Source organism: Nostoc sp. (genome assembly GCF_036917275.1).
GTDB lineage: Bacteria > Cyanobacteriota > Cyanobacteriia > Cyanobacteriales > Nostocaceae > Nostoc.
On record NZ_JBALDF010000055.1, the window covers coordinates 157,472 to 179,826 of the forward strand.

The 22,355-nt window shown below is 42.1% G+C and carries 17 protein-coding genes; 10 read left to right on the forward strand and 7 right to left on the reverse strand.

All coding sequences use genetic code 11. The features are described from left to right. Positions 1–358: 358 nt before the first annotated feature. Together V7K35_RS20515 and V7K35_RS20520 are read left to right on the forward strand one after the other, a co-directional pair. Positions 359–991: a GNAT family N-acetyltransferase gene (locus tag V7K35_RS20515; protein ID WP_442935879.1), complete on the forward strand. Its 633-nt coding sequence runs from the start codon at positions 359–361 to the stop codon at positions 989–991. Between the two features lie 627 nt (positions 992–1,618). Beyond that, positions 1,619–2,173: a hypothetical protein gene (locus V7K35_RS20520; RefSeq protein WP_335081075.1), complete on the forward strand. Its 555-nt coding sequence runs from the start codon at positions 1,619–1,621 to the stop codon at positions 2,171–2,173. Positions 2,174–2,181: 8 nt separating this feature from the next. Here V7K35_RS20520 and V7K35_RS20525 read toward each other — a convergent pair whose 3' ends face one another. The 4 genes from V7K35_RS20525 to V7K35_RS20540 form a co-directional block, all read right to left on the reverse strand. After that, positions 2,182–3,327: a histidinol-phosphate transaminase gene (locus tag V7K35_RS20525; RefSeq protein ID WP_335081077.1), complete on the reverse strand. Its 1,146-nt coding sequence runs from the start codon at positions 3,325–3,327 to the stop codon at positions 2,182–2,184. A gap of 381 nt (positions 3,328–3,708) precedes the next feature. Then, the gene (locus V7K35_RS20530; RefSeq protein ID WP_335081079.1) at positions 3,709–4,344 is read right to left on the reverse strand and encodes a YqiA/YcfP family alpha/beta fold hydrolase; all 636 of its coding nucleotides are present in this window, start codon (positions 4,342–4,344) and stop codon (positions 3,709–3,711) included. 192 nt (positions 4,345–4,536) lie between these two features. After that, positions 4,537–5,913, reverse strand: coding sequence for a glutathione-disulfide reductase (gor, locus tag V7K35_RS20535; protein ID WP_335081081.1), 1,377 nt, complete (start codon positions 5,911–5,913; stop codon positions 4,537–4,539). Between the two features lie 320 nt (positions 5,914–6,233). After that, positions 6,234–7,526 carry a FecR family protein gene (locus V7K35_RS20540; protein WP_335081083.1) on the reverse strand — a complete coding sequence of 431 codons (1,293 nt, stop codon included), beginning with the start codon at positions 7,524–7,526 and terminating at the stop codon, positions 6,234–6,236. 732 nt (positions 7,527–8,258) lie between these two features. Between V7K35_RS20540 and V7K35_RS20545 the strand changes: the two genes are divergently transcribed. Continuing rightward, on the forward strand, positions 8,259–9,560 hold the full coding sequence (locus tag V7K35_RS20545) for a hypothetical protein (protein WP_335081086.1): 1,302 nt from the start codon (positions 8,259–8,261) through the stop codon (positions 9,558–9,560). Between the two features lie 287 nt (positions 9,561–9,847). Here V7K35_RS20545 and V7K35_RS20550 read toward each other — a convergent pair whose 3' ends face one another. Continuing rightward, the gene (locus tag V7K35_RS20550) at positions 9,848–10,669 is read right to left on the reverse strand and encodes a sulfurtransferase (protein WP_335081202.1); all 822 of its coding nucleotides are present in this window, start codon (positions 10,667–10,669) and stop codon (positions 9,848–9,850) included. A gap of 645 nt (positions 10,670–11,314) precedes the next feature. Between V7K35_RS20550 and V7K35_RS20555 the strand changes: the two genes are divergently transcribed. The 4 genes from V7K35_RS20555 (at position 11,315) to V7K35_RS20570 (ending at position 15,700) form a co-directional block, all read left to right on the forward strand. Beyond that, a complete protein-coding gene (locus V7K35_RS20555; RefSeq protein WP_335081088.1) occupies positions 11,315–12,550 on the forward strand; it encodes a response regulator in 1,236 nt (411 codons plus the stop codon). Between the two features lie 203 nt (positions 12,551–12,753). Then, on the forward strand, positions 12,754–14,133 hold the full coding sequence (glmU, locus tag V7K35_RS20560) for a bifunctional UDP-N-acetylglucosamine diphosphorylase/glucosamine-1-phosphate N-acetyltransferase GlmU (RefSeq protein ID WP_335081090.1): 1,380 nt from the start codon (positions 12,754–12,756) through the stop codon (positions 14,131–14,133). Between the two features lie 507 nt (positions 14,134–14,640). After that, positions 14,641–15,225, forward strand: coding sequence for an ABC transporter permease (locus tag V7K35_RS20565; RefSeq protein WP_335081093.1), 585 nt, complete (start codon positions 14,641–14,643; stop codon positions 15,223–15,225). A 238-nt stretch (positions 15,226–15,463) separates the two neighbouring features. Continuing rightward, positions 15,464–15,700, forward strand: a complete 237-nt coding sequence (locus V7K35_RS20570) for a hypothetical protein (protein WP_335081095.1) — start codon at positions 15,464–15,466, stop codon at positions 15,698–15,700. Here V7K35_RS20570 and V7K35_RS20575 read toward each other — a convergent pair. Together V7K35_RS20575 and V7K35_RS20580 are read right to left on the reverse strand one after the other, a co-directional pair. Continuing rightward, positions 15,691–16,644 carry an isoaspartyl peptidase/L-asparaginase gene (locus V7K35_RS20575; protein WP_335081096.1) on the reverse strand — a complete coding sequence of 318 codons (954 nt, stop codon included), beginning with the start codon at positions 16,642–16,644 and terminating at the stop codon, positions 15,691–15,693. The genes V7K35_RS20570 and V7K35_RS20575 overlap by 10 nt on opposite strands. Further along, positions 16,644–16,838, reverse strand: coding sequence for a DUF2256 domain-containing protein (locus V7K35_RS20580; protein ID WP_335081098.1), 195 nt, complete (start codon positions 16,836–16,838; stop codon positions 16,644–16,646). The genes V7K35_RS20575 and V7K35_RS20580 overlap by 1 nt, the downstream gene beginning before the upstream one ends. An 828-nt stretch (positions 16,839–17,666) precedes the next feature. On the opposite strand from V7K35_RS20580, the gene V7K35_RS20585 reads away from it, so the two are divergent. From V7K35_RS20585 to V7K35_RS20595, 3 genes are read left to right on the forward strand one after another with little or no spacing between them, the layout of a single operon-like run. Then, the gene (locus V7K35_RS20585) at positions 17,667–18,947 is read left to right on the forward strand and encodes a DUF4331 domain-containing protein (protein ID WP_335081100.1); all 1,281 of its coding nucleotides are present in this window, start codon (positions 17,667–17,669) and stop codon (positions 18,945–18,947) included. A gap of 5 nt (positions 18,948–18,952) precedes the next feature. Continuing rightward, positions 18,953–20,350 carry a tetratricopeptide repeat protein gene (locus V7K35_RS20590; RefSeq protein ID WP_335081103.1) on the forward strand — a complete coding sequence of 466 codons (1,398 nt, stop codon included), beginning with the start codon at positions 18,953–18,955 and terminating at the stop codon, positions 20,348–20,350. 18 nt (positions 20,351–20,368) lie between these two features. Continuing rightward, positions 20,369–21,859 carry a nickel/cobalt transporter gene (locus V7K35_RS20595; RefSeq protein WP_335081105.1) on the forward strand — a complete coding sequence of 497 codons (1,491 nt, stop codon included), beginning with the start codon at positions 20,369–20,371 and terminating at the stop codon, positions 21,857–21,859. Positions 21,860–22,355 lie beyond the last annotated feature (496 nt).

Genomic DNA, 22,355 nt, shown 5'->3' on the forward strand with positions numbered 1-22,355 from the left:
TACTTACCTAACAATTTTGTAGATGCTGCCTACCGACAGGTTATGCTATTTCTCTGCCCATTCACCTCAACCTGTACCACTTTACAGATGTTTTTGTGGTAAACAGGCTGATATCCTCCCTACCTAAAGCAAGGGATGCACTTGAACTGACTGAACTTAAGATTGTAGATTTATGAAGCTGTAACTTCTAAGACTCTTTCAAAAATACAGGCTATAAAGCCTTAAACTAAAGTGTAAAACTTTGTCGGCTCCACAAGCAAAAGCGAATTAGCAATCTTAGGTCAGTTGAATCTCCTGGGCAGATATAAAGTTTTTATTCAGTTTAAATGGTGTTTGAGGATATTTGAGAAAATTTTCGTTGAATAAAATCAATCCTAAACTAGCCTTGAAATATCGGTTTTTTCATCCATACCAGCAACAGCCAATCGATCCAGCTTGCTGCCAATTTCAAATTCGTACAGCGACACCTGCTGATTTGATCGGTGTTGCCCAAATTATTGCTGAAAGCTTTCACTCCCAACAGGGTATGTGGGGATGGGCTTTTCCATTGCTACGTCTGGGTATTTATGAAGACTTAAGGCATCGCATGGCATCACCTTTGCCGCGTCATATTTGTTTAGTCGCCTTTGAAGCTACTACTGGTGCGGCTAATAACTTAGTGGGAAGTGTGGAACTAGGTGTACGTTACAGTGATTCGTGGAGCCAGGTTGGCATGGGTTTTCCTTACTTATCTAATTTAGCGGTTCACCCAAAATTCCGTAGACATGGTGTAGCTTCAGGCTTACTGACTAGCTGTGAAAAAGTCTCTCGCGAGTGGGGATTTCAAGATTTATATCTCCACGTTTTGGAAAATAACCATCAAGCAAGGCAACTTTATTTCAAGCTGGGATATCGGGTGCATAAAGTAGAATCGAATTGGAATACATTTTTCCTAAGACGTTCGAGCCAGATGTTATTGCACAAGCATCTGAGTGATGATTCCACTATTTGAATTTTGTTTTGCTATAAATTTTTATGTTGTAATTACTTTGGATAAAATCTATCACCAATATCGACGCTAAAAGTACAAAATAACCTAATTCAAGACTTAGCCATATTAGCTAAATAGCTAGATGTGCATAGCTTTGAATAATTTTTTCAGGATATTTTATTTAGACTTTTTACGGATATTCCCATTCGTCATTTTAATAAAAGTATAACTTTGGAAAAGTCCAATTAAATGATTAAATGTTAAAATTTGCCCTTTTTGATTTGTCGTTAAACAAAAAATAAAAAAACATTTTTGACTATTTTATATAATATAGATAAATAAATTATAATGGAAATAGCGGTAAAATTATCTTTAGGAAATTAGCAATACCTCATAATAACTTTGTAATTAAGATATTCATCTTTATAAAAACTTTAACAAAACACTCGTAGAGTTTACAGACAAATATAGTTATATCTCATAAAATATAATCACTCAATTACTAAACAACGCCTATTTATTAGTATTTTAGTTAAGTTGACCGAAAGATTCTTGATAATAAAAGAATTCAAAAACCTGATTTGACATAACAGCTAGTTCCCTTTTGAAGTGCATAGTACTACCAAATTCGTTGAAAGTTTAAAAAACATGGATAGCGAACAGCATCGACGCTATCAGACCTCTATGGTATCAACTTATTACCCTGAAACTAGTTTCCTTGACTCTGTTGTCATGCCAGATGGAACTGAGCGATCGCAAGGCTCGGATATCCTTACACGTTTACACAGTGGAGAAGTTTTCATTGTCAATAGTCGTAGACGAAATGGATTAATCCTCTTCAAACGATACCATGCAGAGTTTGCTGGACCTGGGGCTGCTGTAGGTGGGGATTACGATTGTGATTGCCAAAGGGCACTGCCCATAGGTAATCTGTCTTTATTAACTCCCGAATCTAATGAAGAGCGCCAGAAGGCTTACTTGATTAGGCGACAGTGGATTCGATTGATCAAACAAATTACAGAAAACCCAGTGCCTGGGCAGCGAGTTCAGAAAATTCTCGATCAATTTGAACAATACTTCCCACCAGAAATAGTGGCTCTTCTGCCGGATGTTGCTTTTGCTCTTTTAGTAGGTGTGCTGCCACAAACAGTGGGAATAGTACGCCGTTTGGGCAGTGAGGTGGACAGCCGATTTAATTACTGAGTAAATTGCTAAAATTCCAAATTTGCCAAAGCAGCTTGGACTCGATTAACAGTGCGCGCATTTTCCTCTATCGTTCCTACAGTAATTCGCAATCCTCCGCTAATGTGTCGCACAAGGGTGCCAAGTGTTCTAAGTTTCTGGTGGAAAGTTTTTAATGCAGTATCTTGTGAATTAAAGGCATTTGGTTTAAGACGTAGGTAAATAAAGTTAGCAGCACTTGCGGTAATTTGTAGTTCTGGTTGCTGAGATAAAACTTCGATGAGTTTGGCTCGTTCACTCAGGGTTTGGGGAATTGACGAAAGCAAGAGTGTGCGGTTTTGTAAAGCAACTAATGCTGCTGCTATGGAAAAGCTGGGGAGATTGTAAGGTAAGCGAACTTTTTCTAAAATGGCGATCGCTTCCGGATGAGCGACACAATAGCCAACACGGAGAGCAGCCAATCGGAAGGCTTTAGAAAAAGTGCGTAATATTACCCAATTAGGATGCTGTGCTAATTCACCCACTAGGGTAGTTTGGCTGAATTCAAAGTAAGCTTCATCAATTACTACCAAAATATGCTCGCTCAGACTTTTTAACCATGTCAACTCTGCCGTAGTTAAACTATTGGCAGTCGGCGAATTGGGATGCACTACAAAAACTATGCGAATAGGGGGATTTTGAGTTTGTTCGATCGCAGACTGGGCAGCGCTTATGTCGATTTCAAAATTTGTTTCATTTCTACCCACAGCCACTACAGGAATGCCCAAAGTTTGTGCCAAAATTCCGTACATAGAGAAAGTGGGATTGGCAACTAGAATTGAACCTTCTCCTCCTAGACAGGTGGCGATTAATAAAGAGCGGATTAGTTCATCTGAACCATTGCCCACAGAAATATTGGCAGCAGTATTGGATAGCGACAGACCGGCAGATTCATTGACGTATTCGGCGATCGCATCCTTAAGTGTTTCATGTCCACCATCAGGATAACGATTTGTTTCAATTACTTGCTGATACGTCCAGGCCAGCTTCTCTTTTAACTCCGGTGGTAAATCATCGGGGCTTTCATTTGTATCAAGTCGATCAAACTGTATGGGAACAGAATCGGCTGTATCGCTGCTTGGGTGGGGTTTATACGCAGTAAATTTGGCTAAATCTGACCGGATGAAGGGAAGCATATCAATTTTAGATTTTAGATTTTGGATTTTAAATCAATACTGTTCACAAAAGACTTATTTTCCCCTAACTATCCTTGATAGTGAGTGAATAAGAGGTTGTTTGAAAAGTGGTTAGCTGTGATTAAAATCACCCCCCTTAATCCCACGCCACTTGCTACAACGGAGGGAACCTCCGCAACGCAGTGGCTCCCCGATGTATTGGGGGGAGACCGGAAATCTAGTTCCCTCCCCAATCTTCGGGGAGGGTTAGGGTGGGGTAAAAAATATTTGATATATCAATCATGACTTTTCAAACATCCTCTAAAGCCTCCTTCGATCTACGAGTTAAGTTGTACTTACTGAAAAATATTCGGTTAGGTCTGAGTTTAATATTTTACAACTTCAAGGTAACTGGCAAAAGAGGCGAATTGCCTGCCAAATTTCTTCCATAACATTAGCCAAGGCATGGTCACTGGCGAGTTCGACTAACTCCACCCAAGGACGCAAGCGCACAAAGTCACGACTAGCTTCGATGGGGATGACTTCATCCTTTTTTCCATGCAAAATTAGGGTGGGGATAGGACGTTGTAAAAGCTCCTCTTGGTATTGGGCAGCATCTGTAACAAAATTGTAATTTAAGGGAAGCTTTCGCTCCTCCTTATAGTGGTAGACCATCATATATTTTTCTTGCTGCCAACGCTGTACTTCTTCATCACCTAGCTTGGGCAACCAATGAGATAAAAATCCCAAAGCTGGTGCTAGCAACACAAGACGTTCTACTTGTAAATATTGCTGTCCCAAGTGGGCAGCGGTAAAACCACCTAAACTTGAGCCAATCAGCGTTACTGGCGTAGAATCATTGCTGAATTCTGCGGCAACTTGAGTGATCTGACGAGTGATTGTCAACTGCGAAAAATTGCTAGCATTCAAATCAGGAATTTTTAGCTTCGTGTGAATTTGGGTAAAGCGATCGCCGATATCCCGCGCTTTGGCAGAATTAGGACTCGAAGCAAAGCCGTGAAGATATATGTATTGCAAGACTGTAGATAATTATAAGTGAGAAGAAGTTAGGAATTTTAAGTTAGGACTTACGCAAAAATTGCCAAAAAGCTTAATTTATCGAACCGCCAAGACGCCAAGAGCGCCGAGAATTCGTAGAGTATGCGTAAGTCCTAGTTTTAAGTTATGAGTTTCTTGCTTCAACTCATAACTCATAACTCCTAACTTTTATTAACGCATTGTGACAAATTCTTCCGCTGCGGAGGGATGGATACCAACAGTGGCGTCAAAGTCTTTTTTAGTTGCGCCCATCTTCACAGCGATCGCCACACCTTGAATGATTTCAGCGGCATTTTCACCCACCATGTGAGCGCCTAGCACTTTGTCAGTGTTGCTATCAACCACCAACTTCATCATTATCTTCTCTTGTTTACCAGTTAAACTATGGTACATAGGGCGGAAGCGAGTGCGATAAATTGTTACAGCATCACCGAGTTTTTCCCGTGCTTCGGCTTCTGTCCAGCCGACTGTAGCGGCTTCTGGGTTAGAAAATATTGCTGTGGGTACAGTTTGGTGACTTAATTGGCGGCGGTTATTCCCAAATTCGCTATCTGCAAAGGCGCGACCTTCGCCAATGGCCACTGGAGTTAAATTAATTCGGTCGGTGACATCGCCAACGGCAAATATATTCGCTTGACTAGTTTGACTATATTCATTGACTGCGATCGCACTTGTGGTTGGGTATCCAGGCCCTTCGATAGAACTAGCGACAACATCAACCCCAGCGTTTTTTAAACCTAGTCCATCTACATTAGGAGTCCGACCGGTCGCTACTAAAAAGACATCGGCAATTAGTGGTTGTTGATCATCCCCTGATAAAGTCAGTTTTAACCCTTCTGGCACACCTTCAATTGTTTTTATCACATTATTCTTAATCAGTCGAATTCCGTGGTTTGTCATCCCCTCTTCGATTTCTATGCGGACATCCTCATCAAACCCGTTCAAAATCTTTTCACCTCTGGTAATTTGTGTCACCTCAGAACCCAAACCTCGCATAATACAGGCAAATTCCGTGCCGATATAACCAGCACCAATAATAACGATGTGTTTCGGTTGTTCTTTGAGATGAAAGATTTCGTTAGAGGTAATGCCGTATTCCATCCCTGCTAAATCTGGCTTGACAGGACGCCCACCAACAGCAATTAAAATTTTGTCGGCTGTAACTTTGCGTCCATCAACTTCTACAGTGTGGGGGTCTACCAACGTGGCGCGACTAGGAATTAGTTCCACTCCCGCTTTTTCTAAAAAGTTTATATGTAGTTGCGACAGTCGTCGAACTTCCTTATCTATAGATGTAATGAAATGTTCCCAGTCCAACTCAGCATTACCGACTTTCCAGCCATAGCCTGCGGCGTCGCTGAATAGTGCGGGGAAGTGAGAACCATAGACCATGAGTTTTTTGGGAACGCAACCACGAATTACACAAGTCCCACCAACTAAATCATCTTCAGCGATCGCCACTTTTGCCCCGTAGCTAGCCGCCCGTTTGGAAGCCGCCAAACCTCCAGAACCCGCACCAATTACAAATAGGTCGTAATCAAAAGTCATAAATTTATGTTCTCTTTAGCAACAAGTTAGTTCCTGGGAACTTACACACAGAATCTGATTGAAATATATCTATATAAGGATATCCCGTGAACCCTGTGTAAGTCCTGTCCTTGATTTAATCTAGCGTTAGCAGATGCTCTCTAGTCGTAGGGAATATCACTTTTTGCTTTGGTTGCTGTAGAGGTAGTAGTTAACAGTTGTTATAGTTCTTTCAGCAGTTTTAAGTATAAATCAATACTAAAATCTTAAACATTTCTTTTTCTCCTTGTGTCTTCTACGCTTGGAGCGGTAGCCTACGCCAAGCCGCTACGCGTGTAGTTTCAAGTAGTTTCTGGAGGTTTTACTGGCGGATTTACTGGAGGTTGGACTGGAGGATTCACTGGAGGTTGGACTGGAGGATTCACTGGAGGTTGGACCGGAGGATTCACTGGAGGTTGGACCGGAGGATTCACTGGAGGTTGGACTGGCGGATTTACTGGAGGCTCGACTGGCGGATTCACTGGAGGTTGGACTGGCGGATTTACTGGAGGCTCGACTGGCGGATTCACTGGAGGTTGGACTGGAGGCTCTACTGGCGGATTCACTGGAGGTTGGACTGGAGGCTCGACTGGCGGATTTACTGGTAGACTTACTGGCGGATTTACTGGTAGATTTACTGGCGGATTTACTGGTAGACTTACTGGCGGATTTACTGGTAGATTTACTGGCGGATTTACTGTCCTGATAGGATTCTTTTTTTCAATATATTGCTCAGTATTTGACAGAACTTGTCTTATGTCCTCAAAGGAATTAGATGGGGAATCATCTCCAATGGACTTTATTGGGGAATCGTTGGTGGAAGAAGTTGAAGGACTAGTAGTTAGCTCTATAAAAGATGGGTTTTCAACTACTCCCTCACCTGTAATGGGTGACTGTGCTTTTAAAGCCGCAGCAGTTTCAGCTTGAACGCTAGCGATCGCCTGATCGGCCGTAGGCGTAGGATTTTGCCTAGTCAAATTAAGCCCCCGAACCAGATCGCTCGTTTGATAAAAATTTCTGAGATCAAAATCGTATAAGCCCTGAAATTCGCCTTTAACTATAACCATCATCTGTCCTGCTTGCAGCACTTGAGTTTGAGAAGCTTCCTGATTAGAAACTTCAATGCCGCTATTTGTCAGCGCACCCACAATCGTGGTATCTGTTTGTTTGTCGTAGCGTACAAATAATGCTGAACCACGAATTGCTGCTGCTGCACTTGGCGTTTGTATACGTGTTTGCCCCCTACCAGGTGGGATAAGCAGCAACGCAGTCCCGTTTGACAGTCTAAAGCTGCGAGTCTTTGGTAAAAATTGAAATATAGCCTGTTCGCCAACTCGTGCCAAAGAACCGTCGTTAAAGCGCAAGTCTGCTAGGGAAGCTCGACCAGTTGACAACCCATCACCAGGAGTCATTGCATCTAATTTGCGTGCAGGACGCTTCTTCAGTTGATCTTTGGGTATCAGTAGTACCAAGTTGCGGAGGTTCTGAATCTCCGCTCGCGTTAGAGGAGTTATGGCACTTACCCGATTTTGCAAAGGCAGTACTATAACTCCCCATAAACCAATCACTAACAATGGAAACAATTTATGAATCATAATTTTATAATTTATGAACTTCAACTAATAACAAAAAAGTTAAAGGTTTAAGAAGATGTTTAAAAAGTTACAAAGCATACTACAAACGCCACTTCCATTCTTCTCCCTCATAAGGAGAGAACTTTTAAGCCCCCCTTACTGATGAGGAAATGAGGGCTAGGAGATAAGGGTTGGGAGAGGTTGATGTTACCAAAAATACTTTTAAAACATCTTCTAAGCTTCTGCTAATTGTTCTAAGTTTTCCTAGTTAAATTCATTTGCATTTTAGCCTACATTTAATACATACATCAAATCGATAGCAAATAAATTATGTATTGAGTTTATTTAAGTTTTTTTTTGAACATGACATTTTATGCAATAAAATCTGTAGCAGATTTCAAAGTTATTATTTGATATCAATAATTAAATCAGGAGTACTTTACAGATAATCCTTTCTAATCAGATTAGCCACAGGATCATCAGTTATGTGGGAAAAGGAGTTGTTAGGGATATGTTGTGAAATGACTCACTGACTATATTTCACTAAAGTTGAGCAGAAATTGGATTAGAGCATCTCAGTTTTGCAAAAAAATCTAGGAGAAAATCCGAAAAGCAGCAATTTCAGTTTGTAGTTTCAGTATATACCTACGAAACGAAAAGAGATGCGCTTAATAGCTGTATCTTCTGAGTCGGAACTTCCGATACAGCTTATAGGTCTACATTCGCCAAACGCGATCAACGCGATCTAACCAGATGCGACTCAATAACTGGAAGAATTTGTTTTTTTGTATTTTGTTAGCTTCCAGTGGTGGAAGCTGGTGTTGCATTAGAGTAGATGCGGCAGAATCTGCAAATACAGATATTTGGCGTTCTAAAAATTTAGCAAACACACAGGTAACTTATCAGCTATGTCAGAAGTTAGAGCAAGAGGTAATTAACTTTTTGTGCAAACAGTCCAGTCAGTCGCAAAGTTTAGACTCCCAGATGCCGTTAAATCTGGCACAACAGCAAACACCAGCTACTACTCAAACCCCAGCTGCAACCGAACAACCTGGAGATACTCAAAAGCAAAATGACCCGCCCCAGTTAGAATCACAGCCAAGTGTTTTACCTACATCTCCTCTAGACTCAAAAGAGCAACTGTTGAATGCACCTCAAATAAATCAGTCCCAAAGGCTACAAAGGCTAATACAGCTGCTGCGATCGCCAAAACAGCCACCTGAGTCTGAGAGCGATCGCGAATTGGGGTTGTGGGTGCGATTACGACCTCTAGAACAACAGCCACTCCCACGGACACAACAATCCGTACCTAAGTTTAAACCCATAGGCTATCTACAAGGCCGTGTAGATTATTTCCAGACAAGCAATATTTTTTCCTCAAATGATAGTCCCATAGAAGATGGTTTAATTATTTCTGGACTGACGCTAGCCTCTGCATATTTCTCTTTAGGATCTAAGACTTATTTAAACGGCTCAATTGATGGCAATCTTATTCGTTATATCAATCAGTCAGAATACAATTACAACCAGGTGAGATTTAATCTCAGTATTTACCAGCAGTTCTCACGGCGAATGTACGGAGAAGTCAGTTACAGCAATCAACAGTTATTTTATGCCAATAACAGCCATAGCCTTGATAGCTTCAAAGCAGGCGATCGCTTTTTAAATGAGAATTCCCTGCTACTGTCTTTGGGACGGCGAGATCCCTTAACTCCAAAATTAACGCTAGATAGCTTCTACGAGTTGAGTGTAAATTTTGCTGATCCCCTAAGTCGTGATCGGATAATCAATTCTTTTTGGATTTCTCTGAACTACTACTTGCAAAAGCCTCTCCAGGTTGGTATTGACTACCAAGCGAGCTTCTCGGACTTTACACAGCGCGATCGAGAAGACCAATTTCATCGGCTATTCGGGCACTTAAATTATCGAATATCTAATACCACTAATATGAATGTAGAAGCTGGAGTTAGTTTAGGTAGTTCAACCGCCGAAAATATTGATTTTGATGGCTGGTTCTTCAGTATTAATTACAATTTGCAATTAGGTCGATTTTGATCAGAGACGCGATTAATCGCGTCTGTACAGGAGGTAGAAATTAGGAGTTTAGATTTTTTCTTCAGTCTAAGAGGATGTTTGTCAAGTCTCAATTCATATTAACCCTGGCAACTTCTAGTCGCACGCCAGTTGCTCATGGGGAGCCAGTGCGCTGGCTTGGCTATACATACAAAACCCACTTACAAAAGTATAAAAACCTTTGATTTTTTCTTAATCTACGCAGGTGGACTATGTAGTGTAGTAGCGACTTCTAGTTGCTTTTTAAACTTCTCACTCGTAACTCCTAATTATAAATAAGAAATCCAATCACTCCAGCTACCAGCATAAAGTTTACCCTTATTAATGCCAGCTAGTTCTAAAGAAAGTAAATTCACACAAGCAGTAACACCAGAACCGCAATACACTAAGATTTCTTCGGCTGTTGCTAGCTTTTCCCACCGACGGCGTTGTTCTGGTTGAGGAATTACGTAGCTGCAAGAGTCTGTAACTTCGTGCCAGGGATAGTTAACTGCACCAGGGATATGTCCAGCAATTTTATCAATTGACTCTTTTTCTCCTCGGTAGCGATCGCTTTCTCTTGAATCTACCAATACTACCTCGTGGCTGTCTTTGCGGTTTTTCACCACTGTAATATCTACCACCTTTTCTGTTTGTACTTGAGCTACAAACGTACCCATCTGGGTGTGAGGAACAACATTTGTAACAGGATATCCAGCTTTTTGCCATCCAGCAAAGCCCCCATCCAGTACCACGACTTGCTCATGTCCGAGATAGCGCAATAGCCACCATAGACGAGCCGCAAAGGCAAAGCGCGAATCATCATAAGCTACAACTAAACTTTTTTGGTAATTTATCCCAATCGCAGCAAATTTGTTAGCTATATCATTGGGGTTAGGTAAAGGATGTCTCCCGCCATGCTTACCCACTGGACTGGAAAGATCCTGATTCAAATCTACGTAATATGACCCTTCTATATGACTTGTCTGGTATTGTTGTTGTCCTAATTGTGGATCAGCTAGAGAAAAGCGACAATCCACAATAACGACTTGCGGATCTTCTAGATGTTCAAACAGCCAAACTGGTGAAACAACAAATTGAGGATTGGGCATAGGGCATGGGGCATTGGTCATTATTCAGTTTTTTTATAAGATGTCAGACTTAGAGAATTTTACACCCAAGTTAACAGCAGATGGTTCTTTCACCTTTGTCTCTCAAAAGCTTGGTGAATCCTTTCACAGCCATTATGGAGCTAGGCAGGAGAGTTTTTTCAAGTTTGTGGAACCTACTCTTCCAGATACTCACGCAACGAGTTTTTACGAGCCAAATAAATTAAATTTGTGATAGTATCTAATTTTACATACTGCTTAAGAGTATTTTAGTGTTGCTAAAAGTGAGTAACTAAAAACATATATACTTAATGTTACCATCAAGGCTTTCAACTCAAAACCCGATATCTTGATATAAAGCGAGTAATTACAGTGCTTTCTGGCGTTACCATGTTAAAAAATCTCCGTAAAAAACCTGATTTAAGATTTGTGCGAATTTATAATACTGGAATTACAAGCAAAACAAAAAATTTGACAACAAGATACCCCTTGTTCGTAACATAAAAGATACATACTGCGAAAAACTCAGATAGGTAGCTTGATATAATCCATAATCTCTATGGAACCTCTGGCTCAGATCCAGTTGAATATTAAATTTGTTTTTGAAATGTGACACTGTTAACTTGTGCAAAAAACTGGAGTGCCTTTGTGATTCAATGGAAACCCAACCATACAGGCTTTACAGAACAAATTGTTAGTGGCTCAAACCCCATTAGCAGAGTGAAGAGTATCGGTTCAAATCATGCCGTAGGATCGCCAAATAATCTGGAGGCTTATTCTTTAGGCTTATCTCAAGAAGACCTTATGCTTGAAGATAGCGGAGCAGTGTCTTCTTGGATGAAAGTTGATGTTAATTGTGATGATGATTCATTGGTCTCTAGAACATTACAAGCCAAAGGTTCTAAAGTGAGTGGGTTTGATTTAGATCCGCCGAAGGTTTTAGTAGTTGACGATCATGCCGCCAGTCGGATGACTGCTGTTGCCCTTTTGGGGATGGAAGGATACGAAGTAATTGAGGCAGACAGTGGTTACATTGTTGTAGGATTGGTAACTCAAAAACAACCAGATTTGATTTTGCTGGATGTGATGATGCCAGGAATGGATGGATTTGAAGTGTGCCAATTGCTCAAACAGGATGAGCAGACCAGGCTAATTCCAGTGATTTTTATTACAGCGTTAAATGACAGGCGATCGCGCATTCGGGGAATTGAAGTTGGGGCAGATGATTTTCTCACCAAACCCTTTGATCGTGTGGAACTGGCGGCGCGTGTAAAGTCTTTGGTACGGCAGAAGCGTATGAACGAAGATTTAGACCATGCCGAACAAGTACTATTTTCCATTGCCATGTCGATTGAAAGTCGCGATCCCAATACGGGCGACCATTGTCAACGCTTGGTAAAACTGGGACAAGTTTTTGGTGAATACCTCAATCTCTCACGCTACCAAATTCGAGATTTGATGTGGGCTGGTTATCTCCACGATATCGGCAAGGTGGGTATTCCCGATGCAGTGCTGCTGAAAAAAGGCAAACTCACCCCCGAAGATTGGCAGATCATGCAGCAGCACGTTTTGATTGGGGAAAAAATCTGCCAGCCACTACGCAGTATGCGGGGTGTAATTCCGATTATTCGTCATCACCACGAACGCTGGGATGGCTCAGGCTACTCTGATGGACTCAAGGGAGATGATATTCCCTACCTGGCGCAAGTATTTCAGTTAATTGATATTTACGATGCTTTGACTAGCGAACGACCTTACAAAAGAGCTTTTACTTCAGCAGAAGCACTTTCAGTGATGCAAGAAGAAGCTGATTCCGGTTGGCGTAATCCCAAACTAATGCAGCAGTTTGCCGAGTTTATTTGGTCTGGTCATGTAAAAGAGTAGGGAGTAGGGAGTAGGGGATCATGATTTGTAGCTGCTGTATGTAATAAGCGCAAATTGGTATTATAATCTCCGTCTTTTACAAAAGTAGTTCTCCTGACTCCTTTTATATTTCACTCTTCTATGATTTGCTGGTATGATTTGAGGCTACATTTTAAAGTACCAACAGGATTAATCATAATTTCACTGATAGCTGATAGCTAATTATGGTAGTTGTAGCAATTCTAGCGGCGGGACGGGGCACACGGATGAAATCACGCTTACCCAAGGTTTTACATTCTTTGGGTGGGCGATCGCTAGTTGAGAGAGTTCTCGAAAGTGTAGAACCACTTTCGCCCTCACGGCGAATCGTGATTGTGGGGTATCAGTCCGAGGAAGTGCAAGCCGCCATGCATTCAATTAAGAGCTTGGAGTTTGTCCAACAGACTGTACAACTGGGAACAGGTCATGCCATCCAGCAATTACTTCCTCACTTGAAAGACTACACTGGGGATTTGCTGATACTTAACGGCGATTTACCGTTGATACGCAGCGAAACCCTCAAGCAGATGTTACAAACTCACGCCCGAAATCAAAACGCCGCGACTATTCTCACCTCGCACCTACCCGACCCCACAGGCTACGGGCGCGTTTTTTGTAACGATGAAAATATTGTGCAGCAAATGGTTGAACACAAGGATTGTACTGCTGCTCAAAGACAAAATCACCGGATTAACGCTGGAGTTTACTGCTTCTGCTGGCCAGATTTGGCAAAGGTACTGCCCCATCTACAGACAAACAATGCCCAAAAAGAATACTATCTCACTGATGCTGTGACTCAAGTGGGACAAGTGATGGCAGTGGATGTAGAAGATTACCAAGAAATTCTCGGCATTAATGATCGCCTCCAACTAGCAACAGCATCTGAAATTTTGCAAAAACGAGTCAAGGAAAAATGGATGCTGGCGGGTGTCACCCTCATCGATCCCACAAGCATCACCATTGATGAAACAGTAGAATTACAGGTAGATGTAATTATTGAACCCCAAACTCACCTGCGGGGAAATACGGTGATTCAAACAGGAAGTCACATTGGACCAGGAAGTTTAATCGAAAATAGTCACTTAGCTGAAAATGTCACGGTGCAGTATTCAGTAGTAACAGATAGCACCGTGCAGGCAGGAAGCCGAATTGGCCCCTATGCTCATTTGCGCGGTCAGGTACAAGTGGGTACTGGTTGCCGGGTGGGGAATTTTGTGGAATTGAAAAATACGCAATTGGGCGATCGCACCAATGCAGCACATTTGTCGTATATAGGTGATAGCGTTGTCGGCAATCAAGTGAATATTGGTGCCGGTACAATTACTGCCAATTATGACGGTGTGAAGAAACATCGTACCAAAATAGGCGATCGGACAAAAACGGGTTCCAATAGCGTTTTAGTGGCTCCGCTCACCTTGGGAGATGATGTCTACGTGGCTGCTGGTTCCACTATTACAGAAGATGTGCCTAATAATTCTTTGGTAATTGCCCGTAGTCGTCAGGTGGTGAAACCAGCTTGGCAAAGAAAAAGTGTTGAAAATGAAACCACAGATCAACACAAATAATTTATCGGTATTAATCGCAGTTGATCTGTGGTTTTAGACAATAAACCAGGATTTTTGTAAGATGTCTAATCTAACTAGATTAGTAGTGAAGCCAAAATCTCAACACAATAACACCAGTAGCTGGATTTAAACTTGTTTTTTGTTTAAATCCCACTAGTTTACCGTTGTTTTTAAAGATAAACCTTTTTGTATCCGTGATGCTATCTTGCAAGTTTCTGATCTACTAAACTGAAAAATAAACCTGTATTAAATCAGTTACCTTCTCGTTTACAAGAGGAAGGCAGATTTTGTGATGGCTAATGAATAAATACTTAATTAATCGTCTACTAATTGCTATTCCCACGTTAATTGCCATCAGTGTTGTCATATTTACTATTCTGGTATTGGCACCTGGTGATTCAATGGGAGAATTTGCACTCAATCCCTCTATCACAGCCGAAGTTCGGGAAAATATTAGCAAGAGTGTTGCACGGCGGACGAATATCGATCGCAGTTGGAATTTTTTCGATGTCAGTAGCCATAACTCTCGGTACACTCATCGGCGCACTTTCTGGTTTTTATGGTGGCTGGCTGGATATTGCTTTGATGGGTTTGACAGATTTGTGTTTAGCTTTACCACGGCTGCCATTTTTATTATTGGTGATATTTTTGTTTCGGGACGCAATCAAAGCGATCGCTGGCCCAGAACTAGGTATATTTGTGTTGATAGTACTGATGATTGGCGGACTCAACTGGATGTCTGTAGCCAGATTAGTCCGAGCTAGTTTTTTAACAGTGCGAGAATTGGAATTTGTTACAGCAGCTCGTGCCCTTGGTGCTTCTCCTAGTCGATTAATTTGGATTCATATTTTACCTAACGTGATTAGTCCGGTACTAGTTGCTGCTACTCTTTCAGTAAGTACTGCGATCGTTACCGAATCAACTCTTAGCTTTTTTGGTCTAGGTTTTCCCCCTGATGTACTAACTTGGGGACGAATGCTTTATGAAGCGCAAAACTTTTTAGAATTTGCTCCCCTAAAGACAAATTCCTTTAAAGGTTTGTGGACACGGGGTGAGAGTTCCTGTTCTCGTAGTCCCTCAGAAAGAGTTTAAGGCTCTGGGACTCCAACGACTACGGATGAAGTCATGAACAGGATATTGCGTTTGTGCAAGTTTCTCAGTCATGTTAATGGATTTCCTCGTTGTTACTCGTAATGAACTGCAATGCACTACTGATTGCTCATAAATATCCTTCAACGGCTTGTAACCCTCAATAAAAGCTTTTTTTAGATAATGAAGTTTATACTACGATAAATCAATAGAAAAATAGTAGTTTTTTATAGAAATTAGGGTGCGTGAAATCAATAAAATAAATAAGTGCCGCAAATCCAGTGGTTTTTACTTGAATCAAGCAGAATTAATCGATATTCTGCAACAAGGATATCAAGTGGCACTGAAAAGAGCGGCGCTAGAAGCCTTTGTTCGCGCAGTGTTCCGCAGGAAAGGGCGTTATAAAGCCCAAGAATTAGCCGCAATGGTTGACTGGCAAGAAACTTTAGCCGAAGCACTAAAACTGATTCAGCAATAGCCGATCAGTTCGTTGTCAGTCCATTCCAAAGTATCGCCAATTTTTTCGCCGTCGTGGTAGGCGGCGAGTAAGATTTCGCAGGTTTTCCCCCAAGCGATCGCTCCACTAACATCTAAAGCGATCGCTCCCAAATCCCGCTTGTTCTGGTGGGCTTCCCCAAAGGATCGCTGCATGGCCTCTTTCAGGGACATACCATCAGTGACACGCACTACAATGCGTGGGGCTAAACACTCATCGATGATATCTTCGCCAATGCCAGTACAGCTAACACCAGCATTACTAGTAGCATAATTTCCTGCTGGCATCGCAGAATCACTTACCCTGCCAATCCGCTCAAAGCCTTTACCACCTGTAGAAGTGCCAGCAGCTAGCCTACCATAAGCATCTAAAGCTACCACGCCAATGGTACCGCGTCCAGCATTGCTGGTTTCTAAGATTTCTGGTTCTGCTACCACGTTAGCCATTGTGCTTTTAAAATTATCCTGGCGCTCTCGTATCCACTCTTGTAACCGCAAATCAGTTAAAGCGTTATAGCTGGGAAGTTGCATTTCCCGCGCCAACTCAGCCGATCCGAAATCTGATAGCACTCGGTCTGGGGAGTTTTGTAAAAATTGTGCCAACTCAATCGGATTTTTCACTCGCGAGATATTAATCACACCACTAAACCGCCCTGATGCCCCATCCATCAGCGAAGCACTCATGCGGATTTGCCCATCAGATTGCAGTACTGAACCAGTGCCAGCATTAAAGCGGGGGTTATCTTCGAGCATTTGGCAACCCTGCACCACCGCCTCAGAGGCAGTTGCTCCTGACAATAGCAGAGAATAGACGAATTCTATTACTGTATGGAGCGATCGGCGCACCGCCTCCAATCCTTCTTTACCGTGGAGAGAACTACCAGCCCCGCCATGAATAATTAATTTAGGTTGCACCTGTGACTCCATTAATCCCTTGCGCTATTTGCGTTTGTGTTGCGGTTAGTTTCATTTTGAGATTGAGAACGGCGACGACGACAACGTTCTGAGCAGTATTTCACATCGTCCCAGCAATCTTGCCACTTTTTACGCCATGTGAAAGGACGTTGACATACCGGACAGATTTTTGTCGGTAGGTCAGATTTAGAACGAATATGTCCCATATAAATACTGTCTAGATGAGAATTTAATTTCTGAGTGAGATGGAAAATAATTATAACCAGTTTGCTATGAAGGGAGGAGACTTCCGGCGAACAAATGTGTTGTCAATCTATCTTTGGATTTATTTTTTAGCTACTTGTCTGGGAATACAAAACTATGGGCAGATGGTTCGACTCTTAAATTAAGTCTGTAAATTTTTCCAGAGAAGGGCTTTGCCAGCATTGTCAAACAAAAAGAGAAACACTGAAGCGCTCTGTCAATGGCTCCTGCTTCAAAACATATAAGAAAAACATCAAGAAATGAGACTGGAAGTAGATAGGCACGAATAAACCTAACTATGCAACAAAATATAAATTATCTGAAATCATTGCGATCGCAACTCTTAGAGACCAAGGTGTAGCTTGCTTGTCGGTAGGAGTACGTCTCATTCGCAATTACATACTTATATGTAATAGAAAATTACTATGCGGACTTACTAAGTAGCGACTGGTAGAAGAATATAACTGAAATATCTAAATTTACGTAGTACAAATATTGTATAAGTATTAAAACTTTAAACTAGAAAAGTGAACAAGTTTTGGTCTGTTAAGTGACTAGTACCGCAAAGCAGAAGCCAAAAGTCAAAAGAAAGACAGCGTAAACGTTTCGGTGATTTGAAATGGATTGTTTATTTCCGCCGCGCTGTACTATTAGAAGCCAATAAGCTGTGAGGCACTTCGGTAATAACCGCAGTCTTTTTTGAAATATGAATCAACTTGCTATCAACTTGCTATTTTCACGTAAATATATACATACAATAGAAAATACAAAACACCTCAAGGAGGGCAATTATGAAAATAAATGCTCGGAGTATCACCTCTTTTATACCAATTAAAGGCTGGGCACGGATAGAGAAACTAGTGCAAAATATGGCATTTTTTCCGATCAAGCGATCGCTATATTGGACTAAAGCTACTCGTTTTTTTCGTAGCTTAGTGGCAATTGTTGCTATTTCGCTCGTAGTCCTAATCTATGCAACCCCTAAAGCTTTGGCTTCAGACCACCAGGACACAACCTTTCTTGCCACTCAACTTACTGCTGCGGATCTGACAGATTTGTTTGTGTTTGAAAGTCCCACAGACCCCAATAATGTTGTCCTTGTAATGGATTTCGACCCTCTGATTGTTTCTGGTGAAATGAGACCATTCGATCCAAATGTTCTTTATCAGTTCAATATTGATAACACTGGTGACAATGTTGAAGATATCGTACTTCAATTCAAAATAAATGGCACAGGTTCAAACCAAACTGTCACAGTCAGCCGCCCAACTTCTCCAATCCAAGTAGGAACAAGGTCAACTTTGCTTCCAGTAAGTAGGACAGGGCAACTCAACCAAATATTCTCCTTTAACGGCATTAACCCCACGAAGTTCTTTGTTGGCACACGCAAAGACCCGTTCTTTTTCGATTTGGAACAGTTCTTCAAAATCATCCCCGATCGGAACTATAGCCTTCAGCCTAATCCCAGTCCTCCCTTCCAAGTTCTTTCCTTTAGACCACCTGGACAAGCACAAGACACCTTAGCCCCATTCAATGTCCACTCAATTATTGTCGAGCTACCCAGGCAAGAGCTTGGTAATGGCAAGATTGGTGTTTGGATAACAACTAGTGTTGAAACTCCTAGATTCAGAAATCAGAATTTTGCTCAGATTGAGCGGTTAGCAGTTCCAGCCCTGAATGAACTTTTTATGGACTTTCAAGCTCATAATAATAGTAATATTCAGACACCAACCCAAGACGCTAGCAATCAATCCCAATTCATTCGAGCCTTTGTGAATGCGATTGGTAGACCTCAAGGCATAGCTGATGCAGTGATCTCAGTGGCGATTCCTGATGTTATCCAAGCTGACCTTTCCAAACCTAGTGGTAGTTATTTTGGGACTCAGTTAGGCAACAATTTTGGTGGTAGAAGACCAAAAGATGACGTAATCGATGTCACAGCATCTGTTGTCTTTGGTAATGCAGTTACAGGGATTACTACAGGCGAAATTCCGGGGCTGACTAGCGATAATGTTGGGCCTAATGATGCCAACTTTCTTCCTACCTTCCCTTATTTAGGTAATCCTTTGTAAGGTTTATGCATCTACGAATACTATGGGTGTTAGCGCTAACTAGCCTACTGGTTTTACTAAGACCCTCTGATACACAAGCGCTAAGTTTAGGCTACACCAATGGTAAGTTAGGCACATACTCCTCTCTTGTGCAACTGCTGACTGTTAATTCCAGGCAGATATTACCAGTTCAGCAGTCAGATTTAGTCTTCCCCGATTATTTACAGCGATCGCATATTATCAGCGTCTATGAGGAGAAAGTTGCCCAATCTCCCAATTCCTCAATATTTTTACGTCTGTTGGCTGATCAATATTTGAGGCGCTTTCGAGAAATGGCAGATGTGGAAGATGTGTTACGAGCAGAACAAGCAGCCCGTAGATCCCTGGCACTACAGCCGCGCCATAATCATGTTTCTTCCATGCTCTTAGCATCAGCTTTACTGTCTCAACACCAGTTTCGGTCAGCTTTAGATGTGTTAAATAATTCATCTGTTGATAATCCCAATATTGTCTCACTGAGGGCATCGATTCTGATGGAGTTGGGCGACTATGAAGCAACTCATCAACTATTGCAGAACCTTGTACAGAAAGAATCGAATAGTCATAACGCAGTTGTCGCCCGTTACTTAGAGTTAACTGGCAATCTAGCCTCGGCACGGCAACTGCTAGATGAGGCTATGCAAAAGATGGACTCTTTCTACACGATGAGCGCAGAAACTCGTGCTTGGTTTCATGTGCGGACTGGGGATCTTGCTTTTGCAGCCGGGGATTTAGCGTTGTCTGAGCAGCGATATCGGGAAGCTCTTGACCTCTTCCCACGGCATATAGCTGCGTTTACAGGATTAGCCCGCCTCTTAGCGGCCCAGCATCGCTGGCAAGATGCTCTGAATGCAGCAAACCAGGGTATAGAACTGATGCCACAGGTGGAAACGTTGGGGTATAAGGCTGATGCTCAACTAGCTCTTCTCGACCAAAAAGGCGCAACTGAAACTGAAGATTTAATCGGGGTAGTGGCTTACCTGAGCAAGGTTAAAGGAATCTACGATCGCGCTTTGGCAGTTTACTACACCGAACATGGAATTCATTTAACAGAGGCACTAGAGATTGCCCGTAGTGAAGTAGCAGTCCGAGACGATGTATATGCAGAGGATACTTTAGCTTGGGCAGCTGCGGCTAATGGGCAATGGCAAGAAGCCCAAAGGGCAGCCCAACGGGCAACTCGCTTCGGGACAGAGGATGCCTTGCTGCAATTCCATGCTGGCATGATTGCGTTTCACTTAGGTAATCGTGAAGAAGCAATAAAGCGACTAACTCAAGCTGTTAACCTCAATCCTCAATTTCATCACAAGTATGCTGATCAAGCTCATCAAGTCTTGGCAAACTTAACGCGTTCTGTCTCTCAAAATAACCTCTCCCACTCCTAACGCTATAGGGAGTTATTTATGAAAAAGCTGCTGTATTGCTTGGCTTGGAGTACTGCAATTATCGGAATATGTTTTTTTTGGATACTCCCGGCAAATGCCCATCCATTAGGCAATTTCACCATCAATCACTACGCAGGAGTGCAGGTAGCAACCAATGGTGTAGGGATTGATTATGTTTTAGACATGGCAGAAATTCCTGCTTTTCAAGAAATTAATCAGTTAGATACCAATCACAACCGCAAAGCTGAACCTCTAGAGACGGTTCAATACCCTGACCAAAAATGCCAGGAAGTCAATTCACATCTGGAACTGTTGATCGACAAACAGCCTTTAGCACTATCTTTGATAAAATCAACAGTCGAATTTCCTCCAGGTGTCGGAGGATTATCTACACTGCGGCTGAGTTGTAATTTTCAGAGTACAACGGAGTTAGTAGGCGCGAATCAGTTAATCGAGTTTGAAGATCAGTTTTATCCACAGCGCTTAGGCTGGCGTGAGATTACTGTGGCTGCAAATGGCGTTCCCATTCAAGGTGATTTCACCTCTTTGAGTATTACCAACCGCCTGAGAGATTACCCTACTGAGTTACTCAGCAGTCCTCTCGACCAACGTCGAATTGACTTTAAACTCAATCCGTCTTTGACATCGAGTGAACAAGCGCCTCCGCCGTCTGTTAAGTCATCCAGCCGCTTAGATAATGCTTTGACAGGAAGAAGCAACGATCTCTTCACCAGCCTAATTACCCAGGAAAATCATAATTTCTTGACTATTCTAATAGCTATAGCGATCGCCTTTTTATGGGGTGGTTTGCACGCTCTATCCCCTGGTCATGGGAAAACGATAGTCGGTGCTTATTTGGTGGGTTCCCGTAGTAATGCCCAACATGCCCTATTCCTGGGGCTGATTGTAACGATTACCCATACGGCTGGCATATTTGCTCTAGGGCTGGTCACTCTTGGCACATCCCAGTTTATTTTGACTGAGCAATTGTACCCTTGGTTAAGCGTCCTCTCTGGGGTACTGGTAACTGTAATTGGTCTGAATTTGTTTATCAGTCGATTGCAAGGGACTCAGGTTTCTCATTCACATGACCATCTACATAGTCATGAACACAGCCACGACTTGCATCATCACCATCACCATGTACACCATGAGCATTCGCATTTACCGCCTGATGGTGATCTAAGTTCTATGAACTGGTCTAGCCTCCTAGCGCTGGGAATATCGGGCGGCTTGTTACCTTGTCCTTCAGCCTTAGTAGTGTTGCTAAGTGCGATCGCAATGGGACGAATTGGCTTTGGATTAGCGCTGGTATCTGCCTTTAGCTTAGGTCTAGCAGCAGTATTAACTGGAATCGGGTTAATGCTGGTCTACGCCAAGGATCGGTTTGAGGATTTACCATTCCAGATACCCAAGATTAAAATGTTACCAGTCGCAAGCGCCTTATGTATCACCCTAATTGGCTTAGGCATTACTTCCCAGGCTTTGCTAGCTCATCCCTGGAACTAGATGAAAGTGCAGAATACATTTGCACTCAGTTTTGTCAAATAACCCTGAACAACTAGATGTCAGAAAATCTTATTTCGAGGAAAATATGAAACGATTTATCTTCATCTCTTTAATAACTGCTTTGTGCATAATCGGCTACTTTGAAATTAGCTTGTCACAGGCTGAAAAACTTTTTTGGCTCAATTTGAGTCTTTGAAATCCTGCTCACGAAATCATTTTGCACTTCGCACTGTAAATTTTCATTGTTAGTACATTTGTCGGGACGTATTGCAATACGCCCCGACGATGGGATATTTTTTAAATTTAATAGGACTTACGCACACTCTATGAATTCTTGGCGCTCTTGGCACGGCAGTTGCTTCAAGTCGGCAGAGCCGCCCAACGCACTGCCTCGTCTTGGCGGTTCGATAAATTAAGCTTTTTGGCAATTTTTGCGTAAATCCTATTTAAGTTCTGCAAAATGGATGGTTTGCATTTCTCACCAGACCATAGGCAA

What these genes read in the sequence shown, in the direction of transcription:
- gor (WP_335081081.1), bottom strand. Translation starts at nt 5,913, where the DNA reads ATGACTTTTGATTACGACCTATTTGTAATTGGTGCGGGTTCTGGAGGT.
- V7K35_RS20585 (WP_335081100.1), top strand. Translation starts at nt 17,667, where the DNA reads ATGAAAATAAATGCTCGGAGTATCACCTCTTTTATACCAATTAAAGGC.
- V7K35_RS20550 (WP_335081202.1), bottom strand. Translation starts at nt 10,669, where the DNA reads ATGCCCAATCCTCAATTTGTTGTTTCACCAGTTTGGCTGTTTGAACAT.
- V7K35_RS20540 (WP_335081083.1), bottom strand. Translation starts at nt 7,526, where the DNA reads ATGATTCATAAATTGTTTCCATTGTTAGTGATTGGTTTATGGGGAGTT.
- V7K35_RS20565 (WP_335081093.1), top strand. Translation starts at nt 14,641, where the DNA reads ATGTCAGTAGCCATAACTCTCGGTACACTCATCGGCGCACTTTCTGGT.
- V7K35_RS20575 (WP_335081096.1), bottom strand. Translation starts at nt 16,644, where the DNA reads ATGGAGTCACAGGTGCAACCTAAATTAATTATTCATGGCGGGGCTGGT.
- V7K35_RS20580 (WP_335081098.1), bottom strand. Translation starts at nt 16,838, where the DNA reads ATGGGACATATTCGTTCTAAATCTGACCTACCGACAAAAATCTGTCCG.
- V7K35_RS20590 (WP_335081103.1), top strand. Translation starts at nt 18,953, where the DNA reads ATGCATCTACGAATACTATGGGTGTTAGCGCTAACTAGCCTACTGGTT.
- V7K35_RS20520 (WP_335081075.1), top strand. Translation starts at nt 1,619, where the DNA reads ATGGATAGCGAACAGCATCGACGCTATCAGACCTCTATGGTATCAACT.
- V7K35_RS20595 (WP_335081105.1), top strand. Translation starts at nt 20,369, where the DNA reads ATGAAAAAGCTGCTGTATTGCTTGGCTTGGAGTACTGCAATTATCGGA.
- glmU (WP_335081090.1), top strand. Translation starts at nt 12,754, where the DNA reads ATGGTAGTTGTAGCAATTCTAGCGGCGGGACGGGGCACACGGATGAAA.
- V7K35_RS20525 (WP_335081077.1), bottom strand. Translation starts at nt 3,327, where the DNA reads ATGCTTCCCTTCATCCGGTCAGATTTAGCCAAATTTACTGCGTATAAA.
- V7K35_RS20545 (WP_335081086.1), top strand. Translation starts at nt 8,259, where the DNA reads ATGCGACTCAATAACTGGAAGAATTTGTTTTTTTGTATTTTGTTAGCT.